This window comes from Bacillus sp. FSL R5-0512 (genome assembly GCF_038593295.1).
GTDB classification, from domain to species: domain Bacteria; phylum Bacillota; class Bacilli; order Bacillales; family Bacillaceae; genus Bacillus; species Bacillus safensis.
Window position 1 is genome coordinate 2,113,975 of sequence record NZ_CP151982.1, and the last position, 21,591, is coordinate 2,135,565.

Sequence of the window (21,591 nt, forward strand, 5' to 3'; positions counted from 1 at the left end):
CATTACTTCAGCATATGCCAGGTGGGACAAAGAATATACAGCGAAAATGCAAAAAACCTCTTCATCTTAAATGAAAAGGTTCCAATTCGGATTATTTGCCGGATTCATCATCATGACACCGGTGGCAAATACCATGGAATGTCAATCTATGATCCTTAATTTTAAATTTCCAGTCACGTTCAATAATCTCTTCGACATCTTCTAATAAATCATCTTCTATCTCATCGACTGTTCCGCATTCCATGCAGACAAGATGATGATGGAAGTGAGCGGCTCCTTCTTTGCGAAGATCATATCGCGAAACGCCGTCTCCAAAGTTAATTTTATCAACAACTTTCAGTTCAGTGAGCAATTCTAACGTCCGATAAACAGTAGCAAGACCAATTTCAGGAGACTTCTCTTTTACGAGGAGGTATACATCTTCTGCACTTAAATGGTCTTCTTCATTCTCAAGCAGTACTCTTACTGTGGCTTCACGCTGTGGCGTGAGCTTGTAGCTGGAAGAATGAAGCTGCTTCTTAATTCGATCAATCCTATTTTCCATTGACTTTCCCTCCTACGCCACATTACTTGATCATTATATCAAATGATGTGCTGAGAGCCAACTATAATCATTTTAAATTGATAAATAAATTGATTATTAATTAATAACAATTATAAAAGAACACCTGCCAGCTTTTTCATCAGCATGAATGATATGTACGATTCAAAAAAAGACGACAGTGCAGCAAGCGCTAAAATCATCAGCAGAACAGATGCATACCGGCCAAACCACTGGACGGGTGCTTGACTGATGGTTTTTTTCATGAAGAGCTGTCCAATGAGACGGATGGAAAACGCAATCGCACAAGTGCCAATCACTAAATAGGCTGGAATGAGCAAAATGTTTTGCGGAAGCACCGATACAAACGAGAGAAAAAATCCACTCAGCCCCATTTGATTCACGAGAAAACCAACAGTAAACCCAACAACAATTCCTTTTAAAAAGATCATAAGAAAGATAAGCGGCAGACCAACGATGGAGATTCCCAGAATCCACATAAGGCCTAAATATTTCATATGATGCAGGAAGCTTTGTAGAAACATTTCTTTTGATTCAGCTGCTTTCTCATTCGTCAGCTGACCAAAAAATTGATTTAAATAATAGAATAAATCCTCTTTCTGGCTGAATGTCATGCTATTGACAATAATCGCCCCGAAGATCACACCCATTAAAAAGAGTACAGAGACAAATAAATAAATCGAGAGATGATCTTTTACGTGCTGAAGAAGATGCTCCTTCCAAGACTTTTTCCGCATGTGTCTTCCTCCCAAATAGTAAGGTTACTAGATTCTATGAGAGAGATTACGAAACATGACAGTTTTATCGAAAGAAAAAAGAGAAAGCAGCCTGCTCACTGCTTTCTCTTTTTCATTTATCGTGCGGCTTTTTGTACGTTCACAAGCCCGGCACCGTAATAAAAAGGTTCTCCAAGCTTTGTCGCCGTTTTTGACAGTCTCTCGCGTACTTCATCGTTTGTCAGATTCGGATGTTTTGATAGAATGACAGCCGCTGCGCCCGCTACATGCGGTGATGCCATTGACGTTCCGCTCATGTAGCCATATTCGTTATGAGGGATGGTGCTCAGCGTTGAAACGCCTGGTGCTGAGACTTCCAGTTCTTCGCCAACAGATGAATCAAAAGCTCTTTGCTTTTTTTGGTCAACAGAGGCAACCGCCATCACGGAACTGTATTTAGCCGGATAGTCAATCGTATTGAGAGAGCCATAGCTTCCTTCATTCCCTGCAGAAGCCACAATGAGAATCCCTTTATCATACGCTCGATCTACCGCTTCTTTCAGCGCCTCAGATTCACTTGCTCCCCCCATACTAATATTGATGACATCCATGTCATTCTCAATGGCCCATTCAATCCCTTTTATGATCCAGCTATAGTAGCCGTCACCATTTTCATCTGCCACCTTGACAGCATAGATAGAAGCTTTTGGTGCAACACCCACGACACCTACCTTATTATCTAATGCTGCAATTGTGCCTGCCACATGCGTTCCATGTTTATGCGGATCAACAAATGGATCAGACTCTGCCGGTACAAAGCTCACGCCGCCGGTGACATGTAAATCCTCATGTTTGCCGTCGATGCCGCTGTCAAGAACGGCTACTTTGACATTCTGTCCAGCGTATCCATGTTTATGTACCTTTTGTGCTTTGATGCTTTTGACGCCGTATGGAATCGTTTGACCGCTTGTTTTTGCTTTTTGGTCTTCCTCGATAAAGGTCACTTCTTTTGCTTCATTCAGTTTCTTTTTCGAAGTCTCATTCAGCGACACTTTCATCATATCTATTTGCTCTATTGATTCTTTCACATGCCCGCCAGCTTCTTCTACAAGCTGTTTTTGTGTTTTGTCTTGAACGGAAGAAGAAAAGCCGATCATGTACTCTTTTTTTGTTTGCTCCTTTGCAGAAATATCTGACGCGCCAAACATGACGGATGTCACAAGCACACTTGCCATACAAAGCCCTGCTCCAAATGACTTGACGTTCACGATACTCACTCTCCCTTTCGTTTCTTTTTGTCATTTAACTACATATTTAGACAAAAAGAAACGACCGTTTGTCCTATTTTTTAAATTTTTCCATTTATTTGATCTAGTTGTCACAAAAAAGCAAAATAAAAATGCTTATGATCCTCTTGATAGTGATCATAAGCATTTCGTCCTTTATGTTTCTTCATCATATGCTGCAAGGCTTCCTGTTTTGTTTTTGTCTTCCTTTCGTGTGTGCTAAAATGCGGCATGTTTCCTCTCGACAGTTCTGGATTACGGCTCTGCTGCCTTTGGATATGCTCTCGTTTTTTCTTTGCTTTGCTTTTTCCCATTTGGCAAAACCCCTTTCGTTGACGTTATGATACACGATGTTACATAAAAAAGATAGACGTAAAAACGTCTATCTTTCTGTTTTCACCATATCAAGATGCGGAATCCCATCTTCATCATAAACATCTGAGACAGCCTTGAAACCAAATGATTCGTAAAATGACTTCAGGTAGGCTTGCGCCTGTATTTTGACACTTGTTTCACCTAGTTCACTAAGCTTTTCCAAAGCCTTGATGAGCAGCAGCTTTCCATAGCCTTTTTTCCGCCCGGCCTGCGTCACAAGCACGCGGCCGATGGACGCCTCCTTGTACATGATCCCGTTTTGGAAAATTCGGCAATAAGCCACAATCGTGCCGTTCTCTTTTGCGATGAGATGAAGCGCATCTTGGTCCCGGTGATCAATTTCAGGGTAAGGGCATGTTTGTTCTACAACAAACACGTTGACTCTTTCCATAAGAATCAAGTAAAGATCCTCTTTTGACAATTGTTCAAACGTTTGACATGTCCATTTAATGTGACTCATGATTGATATCCACCTTACCGTACACTCCGCCTCCACCAGCGATCAGTCCGACTTCGCCCTTCCTTGCTTTGATGATGTAGCCCGCTGTCTTTTCTGGCAGAACGGCTTTTAGTTCTTGTTCTGTTGCTTGATGTAGAATATTCATCTCTGTGTGAAACACGGCTTTAAGCTTCTCCAGCGTTTTAGGTCCAACACCCGGAATAAACTGAAGCGGGAGCTGATGAACATAAGGAGGTCTCGTTCCTTTTTCACTTTCTTGGTCAGCAAGCTCTTTTAAACGTTCACTTACTCCTTTTGTCATCCGTGTATGTCCGCATACATGGCACTCTTCTTGATCTGGTGCGTGAGGTCTAACCCCGCATTTCTCGCAGGTCGTATGATAATACTTCCCAAGCCGCGGAGCAAGTCCATAATTTCCTGTGACGGCTCTGCCATCTTTTTCTTCAAGAGCTAGCTTGAATTCGGCAAAAGAGGCATGATCCATTTTGATTTTTGTATATTCCCGCGCGATTTTTCCTAAAGAATGAGCATCTGAATTCGTTAAAAAAGGATACCGGTTCAGCTCACTCAGCTGGGACGCCATTGACGTATCACAGCTAAGACCAAGCTCAACAGCATCAATAAGGTCAGGATCAAATACTTCCGTCAAAGAAGTGTTGACCCCTTTGCCGTATAGACTTTTATGAGGCGTGAATATATGAGCAGGAATAAACAATCCTCCCAGCTCCTTAACCTTGCGCTGAAGTGTTTTCCCATCAACATAGAGGCGCTGTGAACTCAAATGCACATTTTTCATATGAAGCGAAAGCCATGCGGAAAACTCAGACATTTTGTGTAGTGTGGGCATAAATGCCAGCACATGAATCGGACCCTTTGAATGGTCATCATTGATTTCTAATTCACTGCCTAAAAGCAGCACTGTCTGTCCAAATGATAAACCGCCGTCATTTTGTTCCGTGTACCTGCCTTCCTCTACACCTTCTATTAATTCTTCTAGGACTTCTGGAGATTGTGCATCAATCACACCAATCATCCCCATCCCTTTACTTTCTGCTGCTTCAATAAGAATTTGATCAATTGTCAGTGACCTTGCACCTGTAATTTTGACAGCTCTGCCTGTTCTTGTTCTGCCAATATGGATATGGATGTCTGCAAAAAATTCCTTCATTTTGTTGACTCAAGTACCTCTTGCAGTTGTAAGTACTGAATGGCATAGGCTGTTTTTGCATCATAAATATGCTGCTTTTCAATGAGGTGCAGAGCTTCTTCTAATGAAACTTCCATTACTTCGACAAATTCATCTTCATCCAGCTCTCTTTTTTCTTCAAGCGGAACTAGCTGATCTGCTAGATAGATGTGAACAATTTCATCTGCAAAACCAGGTGATGTATAAAAGGCCGTCAGCTTTTGAAGCTGCTGGGTTGTATATCCTGTTTCTTCTTCTAATTCTCTTAATGCTGTATGTGCCGGCTCTTCCCCTTTTTCTAGTTTTCCGGCTGGAATTTCAACGATGGCTCTCTCTAGTGCTTTACGGTATTGTTTGACCAAGATGATTTTATTTTCGGCTGTACGTGCAATGACGGCTACTGCACCAGGATGTTTAATGATTTCGCGTTTGCCTTGTTTTCCGTTAGGCAATTCTACATCTTCAAGAACCAAATCAATGATTTTTCCGTTGTATAATTCTTTCGACGATAATGTTTTTTCTTCAAAGTCCTTCAATTTTGTCAGCTCCTCGTTCTACTTTCACTTTTTACTTCATTTATTTTAACATAGATGATTTAAGAGAAGCGAAAAGCGAAACGCTTGCTTCAATGCGCCATTTGAAATCACCTAGCTTGAATTCCTGATTTTTTTCACTTAATGTGAAGGGATAGGAGTGTGATGGAATTGAAAAAAAGACGAATTGGCACCTCAGATCTCTTAGTGAGCGAGGCGGCACTAGGATGCATGTCTCTTGGGACGGAAAAAGAAAAAGCGCTCTCTTTATTAGATGAGGCCATTGATCTCGGAATTAACTATCTGGATACAGCCGATTTATATGATTTTGGGACAAATGAGGAAATTGTCGGGGAAGCCATTAAAAACAGACGTCAGGATTTGATTTTGGCGACAAAAGGCGGCAACCGCTTTGAAAAAGGCAAACCAGGCTGGGACTGGGACCCTTCAAAAGCGTACATAAAGGAAGCAGTAAAACAAAGCCTCAAGCGGCTTCAAACAGATTATATTGATTTATATCAATTGCACGGAGGCACGATTGATGACCCCATTGATGAAACGATTGAGGCTTTTGAAGAATTGGTAGAGGAAGGCGTAATTCGCTATTATGGCATTTCATCTATCCGTCCAAATGTCATTAAAGAATATGCCAAAAAGTCCAATATCGTAAGCGTGATGATGCAATATAGTTTACTCGACCGCCGCCCAGAAGAATGGTTCTCTCTACTTGAAGAACAAAGCATTAGCGTCGTCGCAAGAGGTCCTTTAGCGAAAGGATTATTAACTGAAAAGCCACTTTCTCAAGCAAGTGCAGCGATTCAAAAAAACGGCTATCTTCAATATTCATTTGAAGAGCTTCAGCAGATCATTCCTTCTTTAAAGAAAGTCGCTTATGACCTATCACTCACTGAACTGTCCATTCAGTATATACTGAAACATTCTGCGGTCAGTTCCGTTGTATTTGGTGCAAGCTCAGTGGATCAGTTAAAAGAAAATATAGCAGCAGCAAATGCACGTTCATTAAGTGACCAAGAAGTCAAAGCATTAACTTACTATACAAAACCATCTGTGTATGAAACGCATCGGTTTAAATAATATAAAAAGAGATCACATGGTGTGATCTCTCAGATTGTAGAAGAACTCATGTTTTTCTACAATCTTTTTATTTTAGCGTATGTATGATGCTAGTGTTTCTCTATTAAAAATGAGGAGGGGCTAAAAGCCCCGTTGTCCTTATCTTGCACTTTCATAATATGCATAATTTCCAGATTTGCCTTTAAGATAAAATGTAGTACCAAAGCGACTGAAACTATTTGCAAAAGAACCATTATCTGAATACATACATAGTCGATTACTTGCGCCTTTAAAAGGGGTTACAGAACAATCTACAATTGAAGTAGCCTTTGTACTCAAATCAGCATTCGTTAAATCATTTGTAGCAAGAGCTTGTCCAGAAACAGGTAAAAGCAATCCTAAAGATAAAGCGACTCCAGCCATTGTTTTTCTCAATTTCATGTGAATCATCTCCATTCCCAAATTTTGTAATACACCTTCATTATAAGGAGAATGATCCTCTATCAAAAGGGTCTTAATAACCATATTTTCAATAAAAAGGAATTTAAATAATTCAATACTCACCTTTTTACTTCTATCTTAAACTTAAGTTATGGGATTTCGTTTCGTTTGACTGTAAATATCATACTGTCACGATTCTGAAATGAAGTGATGTGAAGGGGGAAGAATTGCTTTTCTCTTTATACACTTCTATGTTTCTGCTGTGGATCTATCTTAAGAAAAAAAGAGAGCATCATCGCCCTCTTTTTTAGCTTTTATACTTTCTCCAGTCTAAATGGCTTTCATCTAGCAGCTCTGAAAAACTTTTGTTTTTTTCTTTTTCTTTCTGCTGCCGAAGGAGGTCTTGTCGTTTTTGTTCTTCTCTTTTTTCTGTCTCGACGGCAAGGTTCTGCTTCATTTGAAGAAGCTGCTGTTTGACATCATCGTTTATGCCATCCTTTAATTTCGCTTGATCTTGTTTGGTCTTTTTCATTGTGCCTCTCTCCTTTTGATTTAGTGTATCATCCGTTTTATTTTCTGAGCAAGAGGCACGCCAATCTCCCAAGATGTGGTATGATCGTCATAGAAAAAACCACGGAAAGGAAGAATCGGCTAGATGAAGAAATGGATCGCTATATTTGCCTTCATATTATGTCCACTCGCTGCAATTGGTATTTTTTTCACCAATAAAATGATGTATATTCGAAAATTAACGGATAAAGAGCTCATCAAACGAGAATCAGATGGAGGCCATTATCACCACGAGGAATTTCAACAGCTCAAAAAAGAGAAAGTGTGTATTCCTTCAGCATTTGGTTATGATCTCCATGGCTATTTTGTGCCGTATCCCCATACAACACGCACAATCGTCCTTTGCCACGGTGTTACAGTCAGTTTGATTAACTCCGTTAAGTATATGAAATTATTCCAAAAGCTCGGATGGAATGTGATGCTTTATGATCATAGAAGACATGGAATGAGCGGCGGGAAAACCACAAGTTATGGATATTATGAAAAAGAAGATCTAGCAAAGATCGTAAAGTGGCTCAGACAAAAACTCGGAGAAAGTGCCATTATTGGGATACACGGAGAATCAATGGGCGCAGTCACGACCTTGTTATATGCCGCAAAGCCGGAAGCAAACGCCAATTTCTACATAGCAGACTGCCCTTTTGCTTCTTTTGAAGACCAGCTTCTGTATCGATTAAAAACAGATTTTCGCCTTTCAGGAAAATGGATTCTTCCACTAAGTGATCAAGTGTTAAAATGGCGGGACGGATACCGCATCCGGCAAGTTTCCCCTCTTGATGTGATCGATCAGGTGAAAGAACCTGTACTTTTTATTCATAGCCGCCATGACGACTATATCCCCTGTGAGCAAAGTCAGCAGTTATATACTCGAAAAAAGGGTGACAAACAGTTATTTATTGCGCCACACGGTGCGCATGCAATGTCTTTTAGCGAAAATAAGGAAGCTTATGAGCAAGAAATTCAAGCATTTCTTCAAAGATTTGAATTGAATGAAAATAAAAGAGGAGAATGAACAGCAGTTCGTCCCCTCTTTTTGAGCTAACTTATGCGATAGTCACCACTGTTGTATGGTGTCTGCCCGCAAGCTCCATATGGCTCTCTTCCGATTGCTGCTGACTCATGACCGATAATCCTGCAGTTGCTGCCAATAAAAGAACTATCAAACTCGTTTTCATATAAATGACCCCCATTTTGGATTTTTGATATGGCTTGAATTTTCCTTTCGTAAAACCGGGTAGATACTTCAAACAGTCCAAGCTCATTGTAATAATGAGCCGCATCAAGTGCCAATTCCTCAATATCTGGGTATAAGCGCTTGTCCTCGAGCAGGTCTAATGTATCGTCTATGATTGTTATGTCTGCATCAACGTACAATGCTTTTAAGAATTGAAATTTGCAGATGTAAATTTCATCTTCTAATTCACAGGCCTTCATAATACCTTGTTGATAGAGGGTTAATGACTCTTCTATTTGTTTTTGTTTAAACAGGATTTGTGTCAGCATAAATAGTGGGTCTAGAGAGCGATTAAGATGGGTTAAATTCTCCTTTTCAAACACTTCAATAGAGTCTTTCAGATAACGCCTTGCTTCCGCAAGATCGTTCATTTGATAATAACAGTTACCTAAGTTGAAAAGGGCCGAACCTATGACTCGAGGGTTTCCAATTGAGCGTGCTCGCTTTAGAGCATTTTTAAAGTAGGGCAATGCATGTTCATAGCATTTCAAATCATCATAGTTTGCACCAATGACAAATTCACAGTGGATGATTCTCAGCGTGTACGTTCTGTAGGCAGAATACGTATCTAACGCTTGCAAGGCATAGTGCATCGAAAAGTGGGTTTGTTTCATGTGGTAGTAAATTTCTGCTAATTTAAAGTAAAATTCTGCTCTTTCTATATCATCTGATATGAGATTGAGCTTTTTTTCTGCTGAGCGGTAATAAGCAATGGCACTTAAATAGTTTCTCTGTTCAAATTCAAACATTCCTGTGAAAAAATGAACATAGTATTCAAGCATATCCGTTAATTTCGTTTGTGAATGTTCAATCGTTTCTAGCAAATTCTTAATCTCTTCATCATTCGAGGCTTTCTTTGCCGGTTCAAAATATTCAAGCATCACCTTGTGGCGAAAATCCATCAGCTGGTAAAACAATAACAAGTTTTGATCCTGCTCCATCTCCAGGATTTCCTGCTCGATCTCCGCCTTCAGCTTCTCTGCTTTCATCACATGAAATCCGCAAATCTGCCTATACCATTCGTTTATTTTGATTCCAACCTGAGGCGATGACAGCTTGAGCTTCAATTCACTTTAGCACCTCCCTTCTCATATACGATACATGTTGTATTCTATCACATTTCCTCGAATGGAAGAAATATGAAATGTCATTTTTCGCAAAGTTTTCGGTATCCCGCAATTAACGCTGCAAATGCCTATTTTTCGGCATTTACAGCCATTATTTTTTTATTTCCAGCTTGCTCATTTTGTCGAATTGTTTGTTAAAAAACGGCTTTTTCCGTTCCCAAAAGATCATTTTCCGGATTAGACAGCCATGCGGTGTGATGAGATGATGAACGCACGAAAAAAACCCTTTCGAAAAAGGGCTTTTATAATACATCTGTTACTTGGTCCATATTCTCTTTGATCCAATTGACAGCTAAATCGAGCGTTGGAAATTCTTCTGTTTCAAATGTGACTTCATCTTGAAGAAGCCAAACGTCCTTTTTCACCGAATCCATTCCACCTATTGACCAGTGCAAAAGGCTATAGGGATGATTGTTATTTAAAAACGACACCCATGTTTTATTTTGTGCCGTATTTTGTATTGCTTTTAGCTTTTGATCCACTACATTTCCACCTTACTTTACAAGTATACCCATTCTCGGGCTGAGTATTTGTTGAGGACTTTTCAACATGAGTGTGTTGGCTTTTTCGTTAAAATCAATCGTCATTTCCTCGTCAAAAAAGACCTTTTGTGCTGTGTGTATGTACAGCTTAAAGAGCTGATTATGCTTGAGTTCTTCCCATTCGCCTGTTCTTTCGCCTGTGAGCCAAATCATTGGGACACCGCTTACCGCACAGCCGCACCCATCTGAATCATATCGAAGGAGCAGTTCTTTTGTTTCATGCCCTGCTTGTTGTTTTGTAAGGAACGCTGCTGCTGGTTCTGTTATATGAATATACATGCCGAACATCCTTTTTTCGTTGATTGTTACATTGTAACATATCAGTCATCAATTAAACATGTTCACGCCCTGTCAGCTCTTATGTCTGATCATTTGTCTTTAACTGGTCTGACCAATTGTACGCTTCTTGTTCAATTTCTTTAATGAGCTCATCTTTTCCTTTGATATAACTTGCCATATCTTCAGGATAGGCTTTTGCCAATTGACGCTTTTTATCTGCATAGACTTTGGCACGGTCAGGTGCAGCTTTTAAATAATCTCGGAACACCAAATGCCTTTTTACATCATCATGTCCGGCTTCATAGGCGTGAACGTGATGTGTTCGGTTCAAGCCGCCTTTTCTAAAAAAACGTCTTCCCTTGAGTCCATTTTCTCCGAGCGGTTCATATCCAAGCTGGCGAAACAGATGGTTACACTCATCTAAGCTGCTGATATGCTTCACCTCTAGCAAGATATCAATAATTGGCTTAGCCGCCATTCCTATGACTGACGTACTGCCAATATGGTGGCCATATACCCAGTTGTCGCCAACTATCTTTTTCAGCTTGTCATGCTCATCTTGAAATTGTTTTGGCCAGCTCGATTGGTATTCAATCACTTCCACCTTTCGAAGCATCAAACGTTCCATCTTTGTTAACATCAGATTGTTTTCCACCTGCAAACGGGCCTTCTGTTTAAACCCTAATTTTTCATAAAGCTTGATTGCTGGTGTATTTGCCTCTGCTGTTGTGAGCTCGATTGTTTTTTGATGCTGGATAATGGATTGCAGGAGCGCTGTCCCGATTCCTTGATTGACATGATGTGGGTGCACAGCTAACCGGCTGAGGATGATCCGATCGTCATGTAGTTCATATGAAGCGATCCCTAACAAATGCCCCTCTTTTTCAAATCCTATGAAAATCTCATCTGTTTCTATTATGTCTTTAACCGTTTCTTTTAAGGGCGGTAAATCTTGATAGCCAATTTGTTCTGCCTCCCGCTGATATGCGGCTAATTGTATATGTAACAGCTCTTTTGCTATTTCTTTATTTTTTTGATCCAGTCTGATGATCATGCTTTCGCCTCCAGCTTTTTCACAAATAGCACCCGGTCTTCATGAATGCCGTCGTAATCTGAAAAAACTGAAATGCCATCCACTGTTTTATCTCCCTTTTCTATCTGAAAACCGAGCTTTGTATGGTAAGCAATCGAGACTTTATTGACAGGAGCTGTGATGGCCTTAATCGTCGTTCTTCCTTCCTTTTCAGCCGCTTCATAAAACGCTTGATAGAGAATTTTACCAATCTTTAATTTCCGGTGGTCTGGATGTACCCCGACAAAGTGAATATACGCTTCATCTGAATGTGATTGCGATAAAAAACCGACTAAAAAGCCGATCAGTTCACCTTTTTCAACAACAACAAAACTTGTTTGCTGAAAATGTTCGAAAAATAGCTTTGGCAATTTTGCGCGCAAATCTCTGCCTCCCCACCAGCTTTGAATGACGGATGTGACCGCATAAAAATCTGACGGTTTTACTTGACGTATCATGATGACCTCGCCCCTTTTCGTTTTTAGCTGTACCGCTCTTTTTTCACAAAAAATCAACTGTTTCAATAGTCTACCTGTCTGATCAATTGTTTGTAAAGGTGATGTATCAGCCTTTTTTCCTTTCAGCTTTGTTGGTTCTTCGTTCTTTCGCTGTCATCTCCTTTTAAATCTTCACACTTATTTCAAAAAGTTCACTTTTTGTGCGAAAGTTTTATTCTTTTGTTATGTTAAGATGGATCATATAGGAAATGGAACAAACGTTTATTGGAGATGATGATATTGGTTTGGATTGTTACTTCACTTGTTGTGTTTAGTCTTTTAAAGCTGCTTGTCACTTCGCTGCCTTCGGGTGTTGTTGAACGCCTTTTTAGTCGTTATGCGGTGCATGCAAAAGTAACAAGTGATCAAACAACGATGACGTTTCAAGGACGTCCACTCGATGATCAGCAAACATCTGAAATTATTCAACATTTTAATGATGCGATCTTTATTGAACGCTACTATATTTACCCTGGTGACGAAGAGCGTTTTCTTCATCCACAGGAAGGACCGGCGCCGCTTACCATGCAAACAAAGCTTGGCAAGCATGATGTAACCCTTTATCTGTATCATTACGATGACCACGTGGATGTGGTGCGGCAGTTTACCCATAAGCCTAAGAAAAAACTAACGGCCTATCGTTTGCGTTCTGAGCCGCTCCAAACATCCAACAACTTGGCACATGCTTAAAATGACTCATTTTACCCAGATGAGACGAAGTGGAGACACTTCGTCTTTTTTGTATGGATTTACACTCTTCTCTTTGAATGATTTACCAGTATCAATTTCACCTTCTGGCGGTTAAAATGTATACAGAACATACGTTCTAAGAGGTGAAAATCATGAATGAACGAGCCATTCTGCTTGTGGATATGCAGTCGTTTTATGCGTCAGTCGAAAAAGTGGAGGCTCCCCATTTGAAGGATGTGCCGCTCATCGTTTCAGGAGATCCCGAGCGGCGGAGCGGGGTCGTACTTGCGGCCTGCCCGCTCGCTAAAAAACGGGGCGTACAAAATGCATCAAGATTATGGGAAGCAAAGGAGAAATGCCCTGAAGCCGTCGTCGTACGTCCACGTATGCAGCGCTACCTTGATGTCTCTGTCATGATGACAGAACTGCTTGAACAATACACAGATCTTGTCGAACCCTATTCAATTGATGAACAGTTTCTCGATATTACGGGGAGTGTGACACTACTCGGTTCACCCCGCGAGATCGCTCAAAATATACAAACGACCATTATGAACCAGACGGGCATTTACGCACGTGTTGGTATTGGTCCTAATAAAGTGCTCGCTAAAATGGCCTGTGACCATTTTGCTAAAAAAAACACATCTGGCATCTATGAACTTCGTGCAGACCGGGTTGCGGCTGATTTATGGCCGCTTCCGGTTGGAAAACTATTTGGCGTCGGCAAACGAATGGAGCACCATTTAAAACGAATGGGCATCAGTACCATTGGGACGCTTGCTACTTATCCGTTAGACCGGCTAAAAAAACGCTGGGGAATCAACGGGGAGCTTCTGCAGCGAACTGCTTTAGGCCACGACCCTTCCCCGGTCACTCTTCACACACATGATCAGCAAAAAGCGGTTGGGCATCATATGACCCTTCCCCATGATTATGCGTCCTTTGAGGACATCAAAGTCGCCCTTCTTGAATTGAGTGAAGAAGTGGCAAGACGTGCGCGCTTTAAGCATTATGTTGGGCAAACGGTGTCTGTTGGCGTAAGAGGCGCTGATTTTTCTCATCCGACTGGATTTCATCGACAAATCAAGCTCCATTCACCCACACAGTACGGGACAGATATTGCAGAAGCAGCTATTCAGCTATGCCAGCAGCACTGGGACGGCCAGCCCATTCGCAGTGTAGGTATTACTCTCTCGCAGCTGCAGCCTGACAGCCAATATCAGCTGAGTTTATTTGATCACCATTTAAAAAAAGACAGACTCAGCAAAGTATTTGATGCGATCCATATGAAGTATGGACCTGCTGCACTCTTGCACGCCTCGTCACTAACAAGCGCAGGGCAGGCGTATCACCGCGCCGAAAAAATTGGTGGACATTACAAATAACGGAGGCGAAAAGCCATGAATCCCAATAAATTAACACCTGGATACAACATCATGTGGGAATCAAGCCGAATGATGCTCCCAGAGCACCGTGAACAGCTGCTTGCTCAAAAACGGAAGAAAAAAGAATACACGCCTCCTCCGCTGAGCACTGATCAGCTAGAGGAAATGAATTTTTTGATCACACAGTCGATTACAGAGGATCAAGCGATTTGCGTGACATATGCTGCAGCAGGTATGAAACAGCAGTTTTGGGGCTGGGTGAAAGCCATTCATTATGAAACCCGGCGCATAAAAATCGTCAATGATGAAGATGTTCTCCACCTGTCCTTGCAGCAAATTGTCGCGATTGATCTTGATTAAATGGTCTTTAAGTGACCATACGAATCAGAAGATCTAAAAGACATAGAAGCATCGGCAGAAAAAAACATGCTCTCCAAATTTGCGAGCTATTTGGGGCTCCTCTGTCCTATGGCGGATGTCTCCTCCATCAAATTGTGTATTTAATTTGCACAATTTTTCATGTATGATTGGAACATCTTAACACTCAGGGGAGAAACAGCATGAAAAATAACTTACGTACTTTACATCCACTTAGTTGGACGATCATCATCGGCACCATATTCGGCCGAATGGCGACGTCCATGAGCATTCCTTTTTTGGCCGTTTATTTGACACAAGTCAAAGGGGCTTCAGCTTCTTCAGCTGGGTTAATCATTGCCGTCAGCTCCCTTATTGGGATCGTGGCGAGTTTTTACGGCGGCTATGTTTCTGACCGAATCGGCAGGAAAAAGGTCATGCTTCTATCCATCTTCGGCTGGACACTTGTCTTTGTTGGCTTTGCGTTTGCAGATGCCATTTGGGTCTTCTTTCTCATGAACGCTTTAAATGGACTGTGCCGGGCACTGTTTGAACCGACGTCTAAGGCACTCTTATCCGATGTCACCCCATCAAGTATTCGGTTGTTTGTTTTTAATTTACGGTATACGGCCATTAATATCGGGGTGATCTTCGGCCCGCTGCTTGGCTTATATCTAGGATCATCGAAAACAACATTTCCATTTCTTGTCGCTGCCTTCATTTATTTGTTATATGGATTAACACTGGCCTGGCAATTTCAGAAGCATCCAGTTGCTGCTCCAGAAAGTACGAAACAAATCAGCGTCAAAAAAGCCCTTTCCATTATCCAAAAAGATACGGTCTTTAGCATCATCCTCATCGGTGTTACCTTATGTTCGTTCGGGTATTCGCATTTAAGCTCAACGCTGCCTCAATACTTATCAGCGTCACCTATGATTGAGGATGGTCCTAAACTGTTTGGATATCTTTTATCTTTAAATGCAGTGGTTGTCATTGTTGTACAATATCCGCTCATCATGATTGCGAAGCGCTACTCCACCATTTTGTCGCTGACCACCGGGAATATTCTTCTTGCCGGCAGTTTGTTTGCCATTGCTTTTTCACAGAGTCTCGGCATGCTTGCTTTCATCATTGTCGTGTTTACGATTGGGGAGGTTCTGCTGTTTGCGATGATGGATCTTTTTGTAGACAATATTGCAAAGCCTGAAGTGAAGGGATCGTACTTTGGGGCGATGGGATTTTCTCAGCTCGGCAGCGTCATCGGACCATTTGTCGGCGGACTGTGTATTGACTATTTTGGCGCAGCCCATCCCCTCTCCATTTTTACGGTCTTGTCAATGATCACCATCGCAGGCGTTCCATTTTTACTCATTGGATATTACCGTCTAAAAAAGCGATCGGCAGCAGCCATAGCTGTTAAAGTAAGTGGAGATCATTAAAAAAACCGCTCTTTCGTTTGAGCGGTTTTTTCTTTATACCCGGCGGATGGCGATCTCTTCCACCTTGTGCTGATCCCCTTTTTTCAAAATGAGATCAGCCCGATATTTTGTCGGTAAAATATTTTGATATAAATTTGGGCGGTTCACGGTATTCCAAATCGTGCTTGCCATTTGATCTGCCTCTTCATCCGTCAAATCTTTATATTGATGAAAGAAGGATTCAGGGTCTTGGAAGGCTGTTTCCCTTAGCAAACGAAATCGTTCTTTATACCATGATTGAATTTGCGTTTCAGCGGCGTCTACATAAATCGAAAAATCAAAGAAATCTGATACAAACACACGCGGTTCATCCTTCAGATCATCCAGCGCTGGTGATTGGAGCACATTGATTCCTTCAATAATGACAATATCCGCATCCTCTACTGTTTCATACACCCCTTCTAGCCGGTCATAGGTCAGATGCGAATATACCGGGGCATGCACAGTTTGTTTACCTGATTTTAATTCATTCAAAAAAGACAGCAGGGCTTTGACATCATAGCTTTCCGGGAAGCCCTTCTTTTCCATCAGCCCTCGATCCTTTAATTCTTTTTGAGGATATAAAAAGCCATCTGTTGTCACAAGACTCACCTTCAGCCCATCTCCAAGCCTCGATAAAAGCGTTTCAATGATACGAGCCGTTGTGCTTTTCCCGACAGCTACACTTCCAGCAATTCCAATTAAAAAGGGAATTTTGGCATGGTGCGGGTAGTTTAAAAAGGCATTCACATGCTGGTTTTTTTGTTTTTCTGCAAAGACATGTAATGTCAAAAAACGAATAAGCGGTATGTAAATATCTCGAACTTCTTCCAGCGATAAATAGTCATTTAACCCTTGCAGCGCTCTCGCTTCCTCTTCTGAAACAGATACCGGCATATATTCTCCAAGAGCTGCCCAAGCCTCTCTCGTATGGCGCGTGTATAGCGTATTAAAATCTAGTCTCGTGTCACTCAAAGTCTTTCCCACCAATCTTCACTAAACTCGTAACCCAAAAAGACGATAATCCGATTGTAGCTTAAAATGAAGGCGCTGTCTTTATTTTTCAACGAAAGTTTACTTCTTTTGCAAAAAAAAAGCATTAAAAAAAGGAATATGAGGGTAAATAAGAGTATTCAGTACGATAGATAGAAGGGAGCAAACCAAATGAAATATGTGATGATTGGCGGAGACGCAGCAGGAATGAGCTGCGCTATGCAAATATATAGAGAGGATCCAGATGCACACATTGTTGCTTTTGAAAAAGGAGAGATTTTCTCATATGGACAGTGCGGACTCCCCTATTTGATCGGCGGTCTCATTGATCATCACAGAAAGCTGATCGCACGCAGTGCCGAAACCTTTCGCGAGAAATATGGAATTGACGCCAGATGCTTACACGAAGTGACCTCTATTGACCCAGAGCAAAAAACAGTGTCGGGTCATCATACGAAAACAAAAGAACCCTTTACAGAAAGCTATGACCGCCTCTTAATTGCGACAGGAGCAAGCCCTGTCACACTGGATTTAGACAGCCAGCCATTAGAAGGCGTACACGTATTAAAAACCATCCCGCATGCGCTGTCCATTTTAGACCATTTAAAAAAGGACGTCACACATGTCACGATCATTGGCGGTGGATATATCGGCCTTGAAATGGCTGAAAATTTAAAAGCGCTCGGAAAGAACGTACATATCATTCAGCGGGGAGCAGCACTCGGCCCGGGCTTTGACTCCGATATGGCAAAACACCTTAAAGAAGAGGCTGACGCCAAGGGCATTCACGTATCGCTCGGAGAAACGGTACAGCAATTAGAAGGCAAGTCACATGTCACAGCTGTTATCACAGACAAACAAACCATTCAAACAGATATGGTCATCATGGCCATCGGCGTCACTCCGCAAACCTCCTTTTTACATCATACCGGAATCAAGCGCCTTCAAAATGGCGCTATTGCAGTAAATCAATACATGCAAACCAATATAAAAGACATTTATGCTGCCGGTGATTGCGCGGCGACCTACCACCGCATCAAAAAATCACTGGATTATATTCCGCTTGGCACAACTGCGAATAAACAAGGGAGAATCGCAGGATTTCATATGACAGGAACAAACCGGGCATTTCAAGGCGTGACTGGAACAGCCGTCATGAAATTTATGGACGTGACAGCGGGACGAACAGGCTTATCAGAAAAAGAAGCAAAAGAGGCAGACATTCCTTTCTCCGTCATCACCATTGATAGTACAGATCACGCGAAGTATTACCCAGAAGCGCAGAAAATGAAAGTGAAACTGATTTACAGAAGCGATGACCGTACCTTGCTTGGTGCCCAAATCATCGGCAGAAACGGTGTAGATAAACGGATCGATATCGTGGCGGCTGCCCTTTACCAAGAGCTGACCATAACAGATCTTGAAGATTTAGATATTAGCTATGCACCGCCTTTTAACAGTGTATGGGACCCGCTTCAGCAAGCGGCAAGACGGATATAGAAAGTGTCACAATGAAGCCTTACCTCAAAAAAAGAAACCAGTTCAAAACCGGTTTCTTTTTTGTTACTTTTTCATCATCGCTTTTCTTGCTGCTTTTTCAAATAAAAATGGGAATAACTGATACAATTTGCTGCCAGCGTTCATCCAGCCGGGCAGATTAATCTCTCTCTTTTTCGTCATCATGGCAGATACGACCTTCCCTGCCACCTTGTCCGCACTCAGCATCATAAAATCAACGTTCTTCACATATTCACCGCTGCGGTCAGCGATGGTAAAGAAGTCTGTGGCAATTGGTCCTGGGTTGACTGTCGTCACGTGAATGCCTGAGTCTGCCAGCTCCATTCTGAGGCTGTTTGAAAATCCAAGAACGGCATGCTTTGATGCGGAATAAATAGCTGATTTGGGTGTTGCAATCTTTCCTGCCTGGGATGCGATATTGATAATATGTCCCTGCCCTCTTTGTTTCATCTCAGGGATGACCTTTTTCGTGCAGGCGATTAAGCCAAACACATTCACCTCAAACATCGACACCATTTCCTCTATGGAGGCATCTTCGACGAGATCGAATACGCCAAAGCCGGCATTGTTGACCAAAATATCGACCGGCCCCACTTCTTCATACGCGCGATCAATGTCCTCAAGCTGGCTGACATCAAGCTGAGCGATGTGACACACCCCGCCAGCACTCATAATTTTTTCTTTCACACTAGTAAGCTTTTCCACTCGTCTTGCTGAAATAATGATCTCTGCGCCTTCTTCTGCTGCCAAGTACGCCATTTTTTCACCAATGCCCCCAGATGCGCCAGTAATCCAAACCCTTTTTCCTGTCAATCGCCCCATGCGTTTCACTCCTTAGTTTGCTCTGTAATAGACGATTCCGTCTTTTGGCATTTCTTCAATTTGCCCAGCCTCTAAGAGCACATCCAGCTGACCGACTGTCTCTGACATCGTTAAAAACAAGGCCTCTTCATACATCACTGGAAATAACTTGCGGCAAAGATGAAAGGCCGTCATTTCTTTTTGTTTAAGCAGCTGATACATCGTATTTGCTCGTTTCTCTTGTTTCTTAAATCTTTCTTCAATCAATTCATGGTGGGACGTGATGAGCTGACCGTGTCCTGGATAAATCGTCTTGATTGGCAGACGCAATAACCGATTGAGTGATGCTTTATATTGAAGCAGTGATTTTTGACGTTCCTCGCCTTCATACGGTGCTTCCATTAACGGATTTGAAGAAATGGTCGTCAAAAGCAGGTCGCCGCCAATAAAATTCCCCGTTCTTTCATCTAAAAAAGAAAGATGAGATTGTGCGTGTCCGGGTGTTTCCATCACAAGGAAGTGTTCATGCCCGCTTAAACGATCACCTTCTTTAATGATCTCATCTACATGTGAAGTACAAGAATATGTATAAGATTGCTTCACCATTTTTTCACACTCATTTTGCCGAAGCGGGACACCTAACTGCTGAAAAAAAGGAATCATAAAGTCCACTTGGCGCTGCTTAAAGACTGGATCCTGACTAATATACGGCTCATTTAGCTGGTGTCCGATCACACGGACATGAGGTTTCATCAGATTTAACAGACCGACATGATCTGCATGATGATGGGTCAGCACCACTTGATCAATATCGTCTATCGATAAACGATGTTCCTTTAATTGCGTGACAAAAGCATGCTCTGCCTCTTCTGTCATCGGACCGCAATCTACTAAGGTGACGGCCTCTCCTTTTAATACATATGCATGCACATCCCCAACGGCAAACGGCGTCGGGATGGATAATTGAATGATGTTTTCTTTCACTTTTATACGTCATCTCCTGCTTTTTGACTCATGATTGTGGGTACTTAAGCCTTCATACTTCATTGTATCTTGCAAAAGGCAGACTGTCATGCGGTTTAGATGGGCAATTTTTTAAACTGCCCTATTGACATAAACTTGTCCATCGTTGCATAATGAACAACAAATATATGATGCGCGATGATAAGGATTAGTAAGCAAAATAACGATGCAAGAGAGTGAGGTCCGCCGGCTGAAAGACTTCACCATCCTCTTATTTGCTGAACCTGCCCTTTGAGCTGTTAGGCAAACCTAAACGTTTCCCGCGTTAAGGGACTAGAGCTGAGTATGCAGGTTTGCATGCTAATTGAGGGTGGTACCGCGAAAAACCTTTCGTCCTTTTCAGGCGAGAGGTTTTTTTATTTTCTACAAGGAGGAGCAGCTTATGAGTAAAATTGGATTTATCGGTGCAGGCTCAATGGCAGAGTCTATGATCAAAGGTTTATTAAAAAGCGGAATGATGTCGCATGAAGATATCATTGTTACAAACAAAACGAATGAAAAACGATTAGAAGAATTACAGGTACGTTATGGGGTCAAAACGGATTTCGCTCGGTCCTTTATTTATGAAGAAGCGGATATTCTCGTTTTTGCCTTAAAACCGAAGGATGCAGAAAGCGGAATTTCTGAAGTCCAGCCTCATTTACATGGACAGCTGATCATTTCTATTTTAGCTGGTATTTCCATTGAAACGATTCAACACTATGCTGGCGGAAAGACAGCAGTCGTTCGTGCGATGCCAAATACATCAGCGGCGATTCAGCAGTCAGCAACAGGTATTGCCGTAAGTCATGAAGTGACAGAGGAGCAAAAGAAAAAAGCCGTCGAGCTGTTTGAAACAATCGGGCATGTCACAGTATTAGATGAATCGCAGCTAAATGCTGTGACAGCCATCGCAGGCAGCGGCCCAGCCTTCATTTATCATTTGATTGAAGGAATGGAGCGAGGAGCTTCGGAACTTGGAATGGACCAAGCAACTGCGAAATTACTCATTTGCCAAATGATTGCAGGCGCCGCCAATATGCTTCAAGACAGCGGAAAAGAGCCGGCCCAACTGCGCAAAGAAATCACAAGTGAAGGCGGAACAACAGAAGCAGGCCTGAACACACTGGCTGCCTATCAATTTGAAGAAGCCGTTGTCGATTGTGTCAAAACAGCTACTAAACGCGCAGCAGAATTAAACGAAATGTTTTCAGCAAGCACGTATAAATGAAATTGAAAAGCACCTGTTTTGATGACAGGTGCTTTTTCACATATGACCCTCTATTTTTTCTCGCTGGCCACTGGGTGTGAATTGCGTGATTCACACTTCGGTTCTTTCTGTTCTTTACTAGAAATGGCTTGTTCTAATAAAGAATCACGTGCCTGATAAAAATTCACATCAACTAATAATTCTTGATGCTTCACTTTAGCACC

Annotated in this window: 26 protein-coding genes and 1 other annotated feature; of the genes, 8 read left to right on the forward strand and 18 right to left on the reverse strand. The window is 41.9% G+C overall.

The window, feature by feature from the left end:
• Positions 1-91 precede the first annotated feature (91 nt).
• The 7 genes from fur to NSQ25_RS10795 all read right to left on the reverse strand — a co-directional run bounded on the left by fur (position 92) and on the right by NSQ25_RS10795 (position 5,121).
• A complete protein-coding gene (gene fur, locus NSQ25_RS10765; RefSeq protein WP_003215577.1) occupies positions 92-544 on the reverse strand; it encodes a ferric iron uptake transcriptional regulator in 453 nt (150 codons plus the stop codon).
• A 110-nt stretch (positions 545-654) separates the two neighbouring features.
• On the reverse strand, positions 655-1,299 hold the full coding sequence (gene spoIIM, locus NSQ25_RS10770; RefSeq protein WP_024422873.1) for a stage II sporulation protein M: 645 nt from the start codon (positions 1,297-1,299) through the stop codon (positions 655-657).
• Between the two features lie 116 nt (positions 1,300-1,415).
• Complete coding sequence (locus NSQ25_RS10775; RefSeq protein WP_326136249.1) at positions 1,416-2,546, reverse strand: S8 family peptidase; 1,131 nt, start codon at positions 2,544-2,546, stop codon at positions 1,416-1,418.
• A 110-nt stretch (positions 2,547-2,656) separates the two neighbouring features.
• Positions 2,657-2,878 carry a hypothetical protein gene (locus NSQ25_RS10780; RefSeq protein ID WP_034280349.1) on the reverse strand — a complete coding sequence of 74 codons (222 nt, stop codon included), beginning with the start codon at positions 2,876-2,878 and terminating at the stop codon, positions 2,657-2,659.
• A 68-nt stretch (positions 2,879-2,946) separates the two neighbouring features.
• Positions 2,947-3,399, reverse strand: coding sequence for a GNAT family N-acetyltransferase (locus tag NSQ25_RS10785; RefSeq protein WP_034280347.1), 453 nt, complete (start codon positions 3,397-3,399; stop codon positions 2,947-2,949).
• Positions 3,386-4,567, reverse strand: coding sequence for a TIGR00375 family protein (locus tag NSQ25_RS10790; RefSeq protein ID WP_326136248.1), 1,182 nt, complete (start codon positions 4,565-4,567; stop codon positions 3,386-3,388). The genes NSQ25_RS10785 and NSQ25_RS10790 overlap by 14 nt, the downstream gene beginning before the upstream one ends.
• Complete coding sequence (locus NSQ25_RS10795) at positions 4,564-5,121, reverse strand: NUDIX hydrolase (protein WP_065214662.1); 558 nt, start codon at positions 5,119-5,121, stop codon at positions 4,564-4,566. Before NSQ25_RS10795 ends, NSQ25_RS10790 begins: the two co-directional genes overlap by 4 nt.
• Positions 5,122-5,289: 168 nt before the next feature.
• Here NSQ25_RS10795 and NSQ25_RS10800 point away from each other — a divergent pair, with 168 nt between their 5' ends.
• Positions 5,290-6,213, forward strand: a complete 924-nt coding sequence (locus NSQ25_RS10800) for an aldo/keto reductase (protein ID WP_024422879.1) — start codon at positions 5,290-5,292, stop codon at positions 6,211-6,213.
• A 138-nt stretch (positions 6,214-6,351) separates the two neighbouring features.
• Here NSQ25_RS10800 and NSQ25_RS10805 read toward each other — a convergent pair whose 3' ends face one another.
• Both NSQ25_RS10805 and NSQ25_RS10810 read right to left on the reverse strand, forming a co-directional pair.
• A complete protein-coding gene (locus tag NSQ25_RS10805; RefSeq protein WP_224426704.1) occupies positions 6,352-6,756 on the reverse strand; it encodes an antimicrobial peptide LCI in 405 nt (134 codons plus the stop codon).
• A gap of 184 nt (positions 6,757-6,940) precedes the next feature.
• Positions 6,941-7,165, reverse strand: a complete 225-nt coding sequence (locus NSQ25_RS10810; RefSeq protein WP_024422881.1) for a YqkE family protein — start codon at positions 7,163-7,165, stop codon at positions 6,941-6,943.
• A 123-nt stretch (positions 7,166-7,288) separates the two neighbouring features.
• On the opposite strand from NSQ25_RS10810, the gene NSQ25_RS10815 reads away from it, so the two are divergent.
• On the forward strand, positions 7,289-8,215 hold the full coding sequence (locus NSQ25_RS10815; RefSeq protein ID WP_065214660.1) for an alpha/beta hydrolase: 927 nt from the start codon (positions 7,289-7,291) through the stop codon (positions 8,213-8,215).
• Positions 8,216-8,241: 26 nt separating this feature from the next.
• On the opposite strand, the gene NSQ25_RS10820 is transcribed toward NSQ25_RS10815, so the two are convergent.
• From NSQ25_RS10820 to NSQ25_RS10840, 5 genes are all read right to left on the reverse strand, one after another.
• Positions 8,242-9,504, reverse strand: coding sequence for a tetratricopeptide repeat protein (locus tag NSQ25_RS10820; RefSeq protein WP_046311682.1), 1,263 nt, complete (start codon positions 9,502-9,504; stop codon positions 8,242-8,244).
• Between the two features lie 302 nt (positions 9,505-9,806).
• Complete coding sequence (locus tag NSQ25_RS10825; RefSeq protein WP_061109315.1) at positions 9,807-10,046, reverse strand: YqkC family protein; 240 nt, start codon at positions 10,044-10,046, stop codon at positions 9,807-9,809.
• 12 nt (positions 10,047-10,058) lie between these two features.
• Positions 10,059-10,385 (reverse strand): iron-sulfur cluster biosynthesis family protein, encoded by a 327-nt coding sequence (locus NSQ25_RS10830; protein ID WP_024428050.1) that lies wholly within the window; start codon positions 10,383-10,385, stop codon positions 10,059-10,061.
• Positions 10,386-10,464: 79 nt separating this feature from the next.
• The gene (locus NSQ25_RS10835) at positions 10,465-11,439 is read right to left on the reverse strand and encodes a GNAT family N-acetyltransferase (RefSeq protein ID WP_034280332.1); all 975 of its coding nucleotides are present in this window, start codon (positions 11,437-11,439) and stop codon (positions 10,465-10,467) included.
• The gene (locus NSQ25_RS10840; protein WP_024428048.1) at positions 11,436-11,915 is read right to left on the reverse strand and encodes a GNAT family N-acetyltransferase; all 480 of its coding nucleotides are present in this window, start codon (positions 11,913-11,915) and stop codon (positions 11,436-11,438) included. Before NSQ25_RS10840 ends, NSQ25_RS10835 begins: the two co-directional genes overlap by 4 nt.
• A 279-nt stretch (positions 11,916-12,194) precedes the next feature.
• On the opposite strand from NSQ25_RS10840, the gene NSQ25_RS10845 reads away from it, so the two are divergent.
• The 4 genes from NSQ25_RS10845 to NSQ25_RS10860 all read left to right on the forward strand — a co-directional run bounded on the left by NSQ25_RS10845 (position 12,195) and on the right by NSQ25_RS10860 (position 15,825).
• On the forward strand, positions 12,195-12,644 hold the full coding sequence (locus tag NSQ25_RS10845; RefSeq protein ID WP_024422888.1) for a YfmQ family protein: 450 nt from the start codon (positions 12,195-12,197) through the stop codon (positions 12,642-12,644).
• Between the two features lie 152 nt (positions 12,645-12,796).
• Positions 12,797-14,029 (forward strand): DNA polymerase IV, encoded by a 1,233-nt coding sequence (locus NSQ25_RS10850; protein WP_046311686.1) that lies wholly within the window; start codon positions 12,797-12,799, stop codon positions 14,027-14,029.
• Positions 14,030-14,044: 15 nt separating this feature from the next.
• Positions 14,045-14,389, forward strand: coding sequence for a YolD-like family protein (locus NSQ25_RS10855; RefSeq protein WP_034280328.1), 345 nt, complete (start codon positions 14,045-14,047; stop codon positions 14,387-14,389).
• Between the two features lie 200 nt (positions 14,390-14,589).
• On the forward strand, positions 14,590-15,825 hold the full coding sequence (locus tag NSQ25_RS10860; RefSeq protein WP_024428045.1) for an MFS transporter: 1,236 nt from the start codon (positions 14,590-14,592) through the stop codon (positions 15,823-15,825).
• A 33-nt stretch (positions 15,826-15,858) separates the two neighbouring features.
• Here NSQ25_RS10860 and coaA read toward each other — a convergent pair whose 3' ends face one another.
• Entirely contained in the window at positions 15,859-16,818 is a 960-nt protein-coding gene (gene coaA, locus NSQ25_RS10865) for a type I pantothenate kinase (RefSeq protein WP_024428044.1), read from the reverse strand.
• A 189-nt stretch (positions 16,819-17,007) separates the two neighbouring features.
• Here coaA and NSQ25_RS10870 point away from each other — a divergent pair, with 189 nt between their 5' ends.
• Positions 17,008-18,336 (forward strand): CoA-disulfide reductase, encoded by a 1,329-nt coding sequence (locus NSQ25_RS10870; protein ID WP_034280326.1) that lies wholly within the window; start codon positions 17,008-17,010, stop codon positions 18,334-18,336.
• Between the two features lie 63 nt (positions 18,337-18,399).
• On the opposite strand, the gene NSQ25_RS10875 is transcribed toward NSQ25_RS10870, so the two are convergent.
• Both NSQ25_RS10875 and NSQ25_RS10880 read right to left on the reverse strand, forming a co-directional pair.
• On the reverse strand, positions 18,400-19,176 hold the full coding sequence (locus NSQ25_RS10875) for an SDR family oxidoreductase (protein ID WP_034280324.1): 777 nt from the start codon (positions 19,174-19,176) through the stop codon (positions 18,400-18,402).
• 12 nt (positions 19,177-19,188) lie between these two features.
• Complete coding sequence (locus tag NSQ25_RS10880; protein ID WP_034280322.1) at positions 19,189-20,139, reverse strand: MBL fold metallo-hydrolase; 951 nt, start codon at positions 20,137-20,139, stop codon at positions 19,189-19,191.
• 168 nt (positions 20,140-20,307) lie between these two features.
• Positions 20,308-20,519 (forward strand) — a binding site (T-box leader).
• A 41-nt stretch (positions 20,520-20,560) separates the two neighbouring features.
• On the opposite strand from NSQ25_RS10880, the gene proC reads away from it, so the two are divergent.
• The gene (proC, locus tag NSQ25_RS10885; protein ID WP_070326524.1) at positions 20,561-21,388 is read left to right on the forward strand and encodes a pyrroline-5-carboxylate reductase; all 828 of its coding nucleotides are present in this window, start codon (positions 20,561-20,563) and stop codon (positions 21,386-21,388) included.
• Between the two features lie 50 nt (positions 21,389-21,438).
• On the opposite strand, the gene NSQ25_RS10890 is transcribed toward proC, so the two are convergent.
• Positions 21,439-21,582 (reverse strand): hypothetical protein, encoded by a 144-nt coding sequence (locus NSQ25_RS10890; RefSeq protein ID WP_155267113.1) that lies wholly within the window; start codon positions 21,580-21,582, stop codon positions 21,439-21,441.
• Positions 21,583-21,591 lie beyond the last annotated feature (9 nt).